Origin of the sequence: Ruminococcus sp. AM31-15AC (assembly GCF_003462045.1) — a bacterium.
Lineage (GTDB): Bacteria > Bacillota > Clostridia > Oscillospirales > Ruminococcaceae > Hominimerdicola > Hominimerdicola aceti.
Window position 1 is genome coordinate 50,199 of sequence record NZ_QTYG01000015.1, and the last position, 6,356, is coordinate 56,554.

A 6,356-nucleotide genomic window follows, 5' to 3' on the forward strand; every position below is an offset into this window, starting at 1 on the left:
AAGCCACTATTGATTTTATCAAAGAAACGTGTTATAATTAGTAAAAACATACAATCCACAAAAGTGTGGCTGACATACCATAGACGTGAAAGGGGGAAATGCCTGCAAACGGCAGGCATCACAGAAAAAATGCTTTCAAAAATATTGTCAAAAGAGGAATGTGCAAAGTGCAGGATATGCTGCTGCTTTGACAGCTATGATATATGGGAAACACCATATATCTCACAAACGCTTGCAAGCAAGATATTGCAGGAATATGCCCCTAAGCAGGAATTTATAAAGAAGGAAAACCATTTCTTGTTCAAAATGGATAAGGAACAGAATGCAGACCTGTATTATTGCCCAATGCTGGATAACGAGAAGGGCTGTATATTAGGCGACGACAAACCGTTCGACTGCAGGATATGGCCGCTGAGAGTAATGGCACTGAATGAAACGAAAGTAATAACATTGTCGCCGGTCTGTCCTACTATGAATGAAAAGTCCATAAAGGAGCTGACGAAAACGGCTAACGAGCTGGCAGATCAGATATTTGAGTATGCAGACGAAAATCCGGAAGCCGTGAAACCGTATCTTGACGGCTATCCAATATTGGTGGTAGAGGGCAAAAAGTATAAGGATACCCTCGTGTAAAAAGTAAAAATCAAAAAAACAAAGCGGTGTCGGAGTGAAAAACTCTGCACCGCTTTCTCTATCCCATAGCATAAAGTAAAATCCGCAAAGAACGCCAGCGATTTTGCGACGAAAAAAAATCGACACAAATGTGTAGGGGCTGGCGCCACCGACAGCCCTCACCTGCTTGCTGCTCAACCATGCGGTATATGCACAATTAACTGCACAATATTTTCCAACACGGCACGTCGTATATTTGCAAAGCAGAAATTGTGCCGCTCCCCTACAGTTAGTTTGTGCGGTTATCATGAATTGCAAGCAGCTTATCGCAAAAACAAATAATAAATAAGCCCGTAAAGCACACTAGCCAAAGTGCCGTAAAGAATAACAGGTCCGCTGATAATGAAAATCTTCGCCCCAAGCCCAAGAATATATCCCTCAGTCTTGAACTCAAGAGCAGGTGCTGCCACAGAATTCGCAAAACCTGTTATGGGAACAAGCGTGCCTGCACCTGCGTGCTTCGCTATGCGGTCATACCAGCCAAGACCTGTGAGAAGAGCCGATAAAAATATCAAAGTTATTGATACCGACATTGAGGCGTTATCCTTGGATAAACCTAAATATAAATACATATCCATCAGCGATTGCCCAATAACGCATATAAGTCCGCCAAATAAAAACGCCTTCGGTATGGTCACCCACCACTTCGTCCCGTGGGAAGCCTCTTTGTACATCTCGCTGTATTGTGCCTTGCTTAAATTTATATCCATTTCTTTCGCTCCTTTTTTCTATCGTGTTTGCACCTATTGTTCCTCAAAAATCAGTTCTTATTCATTTTTTAAGCTGCACTATTTTCGCATGATTTGTTCAATATGTTGCTGTAAGGTTAATATTTTTATATAGTTTCAACAAGTTTTGTATAATGTAAACGATTTATCATAGGGAAATTTGTTTAAATAGTATCTTGAAAAAAATGCGAAAATTTTGTATCATATTCATTAGAGATATTCTATCTTAGGGGCAGTGTAACTGCCATTATTTTTCAGGAGGTTATTATAATGAAAGCTAAAAAAATTCTTGCTGCTGTCACAGCTCTTTCTCTGACAACAGTAGTATTCGCATCATGCGGCGATTCAGCTGATTCTTCAAGCTCTACTGCTGCCGTAACAACTACAACAACAACAGCAGCTACAACTACAACTGCTGCAACAACTACAACAGCTGCTGCCGAGTCTGCTGCTGATTCAGCTGCAACAGACAGTTCTGCTGGCTCTACAAAAGGCAGCGACTCTGATTACACACCTGTAAAGACATTCAAGGGCTATGACGCATTCCTTATGTTCGGTGACGGAGAGTGGCTCTGGGGCAACTGGGAAGGTCAGGGCGAACCTGACGCAACTCAGGCATTCGGCGTTGACGCTGACATAACAGGCGACGGTGAGTACACAGTTTCTATCACAAACGCTTCTATAGCTTATGACGATCCAGACGAGGGCATCAACCCACAGATCGCTCTTGACGGCGACTATGCTGTTGGCGCTCAGGGTTGCGTAGTAATGTGCGTTGATATCATCGGTCTTCTTAACGGCGAAAAACTCAAGGGCACAGGCGATCCTAAGACTGATAAGGAAACTCCAGGTAAGTACAACGCTGACGATCTCAAGGTAGAGGTTAAGTCTATCAAAGCTGACGGTCAGGAAGTTGCATTCGATAAAGCTAAGATCAAGTATGGCAACATCGAGGACAACAACAACTGCTACAGAATCGAGATCTACAACGATTACGGCGATACAGCTAAGGATTCTCCTATCGACAAGGACAATCTTGCATTTGAGGACAGCCTTGAGATTACATTCTCTATCGAGGGTCTTTCTGAATAATTTTTCATGAAACTAAGAGCAGACCGCAATATGGTCTGCTCTTTTGTATTTTTATACATTTTCCCAGTGACAAAAAGTGTGACAGATTTTTTTGAAATAGCTGTCACACTTTTATGTTGACATGAAACTAAGGGGAATATATAATAATAGTATTATAGTAATTCTATAATATCATCACATTATTTTATTAATCCCCTAAGAAAAAGCCGTGGTACCCTTTCTTACCACAGCTTTTTTCTTTTTTTATCCACTTTTGTTATCTATTCCGCCTGACTGTCTGCCACCAGACCGCCGTTATCCGCCATAAGCTTGAATTTTATCTCAAACTCTTTCTCATCACCGCTGTCCGTCTTGCGATATACCTTGCAGACGACTTCATCTCCTGCCTGCTTTCCTGAAAACAGCGACGCTATATCCACCTCTCCTGCGGTGGACTTTCCGTCTATTTCCGTGATGATATCGCCCTCCGCAAGGTCTGTGTTGGCAACGTCACAATCAGGGTTTATGGACACAATACAAATGCCCGGCTTTATGCCGTATATCTCAGCAGTGGTGTCGCTGACAGCATAATAAGTCACACCTATCTTTACTCTGCCTGCCACATAGCCCTTTTCCATAAGCTCCTCGATAACAGGCTTCGCCTCGTCTATGGATACCGCAAAGCCTATGCCCTCATAGTCGCTTGAAGCAAGCTTCGATGAGGTTATCCCTATGACCTGACCCCACATATTGAACAGCGCTCCACCTGAGTTACCGGGGTTTATGGCTGCGTCTATCTGTATGCAGTTCATTATTATTGACGAGTTTTCAAGCCTTATCCTGCGGTTCACACCTGATACGATGCCCTTTGTCACAGTGCCGTAATAACCAGCCGGTGAGCCGATAGCGACCACCTCTTCCCCTGCATTCACCTGAGTCGAATCACCGAACTCAGCCGCCTGCAAGCCCTGCGCCTGTATCTTTATCACCGCTATATCTGTGGCAGGGTCCTGCCCCACCACCTTGGCTTCATACTCTGAATTGTCGCTTAGAACAACTTTTATGCCCGACTCCGCCGCATTTACAACATGAGCGTTTGTGACGATATATCCATCAGCAGACATTATAACACCGCTGCCCTGACCTGCCGCAACATATCCACCCGATTTTTGTAAACCTCTATAGATACCACAGCAGGAGAAAACCCCTTTGCGATACCCTCGGCAGTGTATCTTCCGTCAGCCTGATAAAATTCATCGTCAAGCTTCGGCTTGTCAGCCACAGGAAGCGTAAAGCTTATCTTCTCGTCCCCTGTAACAAGATTTCTCACCCAGCCGCTTCCCCTTATGGAGGTTATTGATATGGCTATTCCGATGCCTACAAAAAGCACCATAAAGCACAGCCTTGCAACTGCGTGGCGCATACGCTCTCTGCGGCGGCTTCTTTTTCTTGCCGAATCAACAGCCGACCAAAAATCTTCGTCCACCTTGTGAGCGGCTACCGCTCCCTCAGGCAGCTTGTAATGCCCAGTTTCCTGAGCTGTATCTTCATTTTCATCATGCAGACAAGGCTGCTCTTCAAACTGCTCCATATGAGCCTCCTAGTCGCCCTCCGCCTTGTTAGGCAGCGTGAACACAAATTCCGTATACTCGTTCTTAACGCTTCGTACCATTATCTTGCCCCCGTGGAGCTTTATGATAGAACGTACGATATTAAGTCCCAATCCAACGCCCGTCTTGTCAAGTCCTCTTGACTTATCGGTCTTATAAAATCTGTCGAACACCAGCGGAAGCTCGTCCTCAGACAGACCCTCACCGCTGTTTCTGATAGAAATGCTCGTCATGTTGCCCTCTGGCTCAAAGTGAAACTCTATATAACCGCCCTTGTCAACGAACTTTATGGCGTTTTCTATGAGGTTATACATGACCTGATGAACAAGGTCATTATCCGCATAAAGGGTCACTCTGTCAACGTCAAGACCCCTTATCTCTATCTGCTTTTCCTCAAGCCTTGGCTCAAAAGTCACAAGGGTATCGACTATCGGCTCAAGTACAGAGAAATACTGCAAATTAGGTTTAAGCTCGCCTGCCTCGATCTTTGCAAGATTGAGCATACTTCTTACGAGCCTTGCAAGTCTGTGTACCTCAGAGGAAATTATCTTAAGATAATATCTCTCCTGCTCCTTTGGTATGGTGCCGTCAAGCAGACCGTCCACAAAACCGCCTATAGACGTCATAGGCGTTCTAAGCTCATGAGAAACGTTCGCAAGGAAGCTGTTTCGCATGGTGTCATAGCTTTTCAGGCTGGCAGCCATATCGTTGAAAGCGTTGCTGAGCTGTTCAAGCTCCGAGGTAGAATAATCAGGCAGGGTGACAGAAAAATCTCCTGCTCCTATCTTCTTTGACACCTCCGCTATCTCTTTTATAGGCTCTGTAAGCTTTAACGTCATGAAATATACCAAAAACATTACTATGACCAGAACTATTATAGCGGAAACTATAAATATTTCCATTATGTTGTAGGTATAGTCGTCCTGAGCCGCCTTTGAACTGAATGCAAGCACATAATATTCAGGTCCATTCGCTTTGAACGACTTACCTATCACATGATATATAGCATCGAAAGCTCCTCCGAGATCCGAATAAACATACTCGCAATTGTCGGAAAAAGCTTCAAGCTCATGGACAGATATATTATGAGGGCTGCACACAGGATCCTTACTGGAGTTCACAAGCACTGCTCCCGTAGAGTCGCACAAGATAAAATCAGCGTTGCACGCCATTGAATACTGCGTCATCTCATCTGTCACCGACTTTTTCCAGTCGGCAGGCTGAGCCAGCATTTCTTCCTGCGTATATAAAGCAAGAGCCTTGGTGTTTTTCTCCAACAGGCTCTTTTTTTCGTCAATAAAATACCTTGAAGAAACCAGCAGTAATACCGTTCCTAAGCACACAAAGCTTATAAGTATTACTGCTGAACAAATTACAAAGTATTTAAAGAATATGCTTTTACGATTACTCATGCGGTGTTTCAGCGACTTCAAACTTGTATCCTACGCCCCATACAGTTTTAAGTGCCCACTTGTCAGAAACGCCCTCAAGCTTCTCACGCAGACGCTTAACGTGAACGTCGATAGTTCTCGAATCGCCGTAATATTCAAAGCCCCATACCTCATCAAGGAGCTGATCTCTTGTATAAACTCTGTTCGGATTTGAAGCAAGGTGGAACAGAAGCTCAAGCTCCTTCGGCGGTGTGTCAAGCACCTGACCGTTTACTCTCAGCTCATATCTTGTCATATTAACTGAAAGCTTGTCATACTTGACTTCCTTTATCTCAGCTTCGCCTGATGACTGACCTACTCTTCTGTAAACAGCCTTTATTCTTGCGATAACTTCCTTTGTATCGAAAGGCTTTACGATATAGTCGTCAGCTCCAAGCTCCAGACCAAGCACCTTATCAAATGTTTCTACCTTTGCGGTTATCATGATGATAGGCACGTTGGACTTCTTTCTTATCTCACGGCATACCTGCCAGCCGTCTATACCAGGCAGCATAATGTCAAGCAGTATGATGTCAGGCTTAAGAGCGTTGAATTTTACCACTGCTTCCTCACCGTCATGTGCAAGTATTACTCCATAGCCCTCCTTTTCAAGGTAAAGCCTGAGCAGCTCGCAGATGTTCTTATCATCGTCTACTACCAATACTCGTCCAAGCGACATATTTCATCTTCCTTTCGTTTATTTACTTCTTTTCATGCCCATTATTTCAAATTTTCACACTTCTGAAAATTTGAACAAAAGACAATAATTATTCAAATTGATATAAGTATTATAACAAATTCACAAACCCATTGTGTGAATATTTATTTAACTTTTTATTAAATAT

General features: G+C 43.6%; 7 protein-coding genes. 2 read left to right on the forward strand and 5 right to left on the reverse strand.

The genetic code is table 11. From position 1 onward, the window contains the following. The first annotated feature begins 129 nt into the window (after nt 1-129). The gene (locus DW793_RS06295; RefSeq protein ID WP_038672828.1) at nt 130-633 is read left to right on the forward strand and encodes a hypothetical protein; all 504 of its coding nucleotides are present in this window, start codon (nt 130-132) and stop codon (nt 631-633) included. 302 nt (nt 634-935) lie between these two features. On the opposite strand, the gene spoVAC is transcribed toward DW793_RS06295, so the two are convergent. Continuing rightward, nucleotides 936-1,382 carry a stage V sporulation protein AC gene (gene spoVAC, locus DW793_RS06300; RefSeq protein ID WP_158455015.1) on the reverse strand — a complete coding sequence of 149 codons (447 nt, stop codon included), beginning with the start codon at nt 1,380-1,382 and terminating at the stop codon, nt 936-938. 288 nt (nt 1,383-1,670) lie between these two features. Here spoVAC and DW793_RS06305 point away from each other — a divergent pair, with 288 nt between their 5' ends. After that, the gene (locus tag DW793_RS06305) at nt 1,671-2,492 is read left to right on the forward strand and encodes a hypothetical protein (protein WP_118157383.1); all 822 of its coding nucleotides are present in this window, start codon (nt 1,671-1,673) and stop codon (nt 2,490-2,492) included. A 260-nt stretch (nt 2,493-2,752) separates the two neighbouring features. Here the strand turns inward: DW793_RS06305 and DW793_RS06310 are convergent, their stop codons facing one another. From DW793_RS06310 to DW793_RS06325, 4 genes are read right to left on the reverse strand one after another with little or no spacing between them, the layout of a single operon-like run. Continuing rightward, nucleotides 2,753-3,595 carry a S1C family serine protease gene (locus DW793_RS06310; RefSeq protein ID WP_118157384.1) on the reverse strand — a complete coding sequence of 281 codons (843 nt, stop codon included), beginning with the start codon at nt 3,593-3,595 and terminating at the stop codon, nt 2,753-2,755. Then, the gene (locus DW793_RS06315) at nt 3,595-4,062 is read right to left on the reverse strand and encodes a hypothetical protein (protein WP_118157385.1); all 468 of its coding nucleotides are present in this window, start codon (nt 4,060-4,062) and stop codon (nt 3,595-3,597) included. The genes DW793_RS06310 and DW793_RS06315 overlap by 1 nt, the downstream gene beginning before the upstream one ends. Before the next feature lie 9 nt (nt 4,063-4,071). Next, on the reverse strand, nt 4,072-5,493 hold the full coding sequence (locus DW793_RS06320; RefSeq protein WP_117863610.1) for a sensor histidine kinase: 1,422 nt from the start codon (nt 5,491-5,493) through the stop codon (nt 4,072-4,074). Continuing rightward, nucleotides 5,486-6,190, reverse strand: coding sequence for a response regulator transcription factor (locus DW793_RS06325; RefSeq protein WP_022288718.1), 705 nt, complete (start codon nt 6,188-6,190; stop codon nt 5,486-5,488). Before DW793_RS06325 ends, DW793_RS06320 begins: the two co-directional genes overlap by 8 nt. Between the last annotated feature and the right edge of the window lie 166 nt (nt 6,191-6,356).

What these genes read in the sequence shown, in the direction of transcription:
- DW793_RS06325 (WP_022288718.1), bottom strand. Translation starts at nt 6,190, where the DNA reads ATGTCGCTTGGACGAGTATTGGTAGTAGACGATGATAAGAACATCTGC.
- DW793_RS06305 (WP_118157383.1), top strand. Translation starts at nt 1,671, where the DNA reads ATGAAAGCTAAAAAAATTCTTGCTGCTGTCACAGCTCTTTCTCTGACA.
- spoVAC (WP_158455015.1), bottom strand. Translation starts at nt 1,382, where the DNA reads ATGGATATAAATTTAAGCAAGGCACAATACAGCGAGATGTACAAAGAG.
- DW793_RS06320 (WP_117863610.1), bottom strand. Translation starts at nt 5,493, where the DNA reads ATGAGTAATCGTAAAAGCATATTCTTTAAATACTTTGTAATTTGTTCA.
- DW793_RS06295 (WP_038672828.1), top strand. Translation starts at nt 130, where the DNA reads ATGCTTTCAAAAATATTGTCAAAAGAGGAATGTGCAAAGTGCAGGATA.
- DW793_RS06310 (WP_118157384.1), bottom strand. Translation starts at nt 3,595, where the DNA reads ATGTCTGCTGATGGATATATCGTCACAAACGCTCATGTTGTAAATGCG.
- DW793_RS06315 (WP_118157385.1), bottom strand. Translation starts at nt 4,062, where the DNA reads ATGGAGCAGTTTGAAGAGCAGCCTTGTCTGCATGATGAAAATGAAGAT.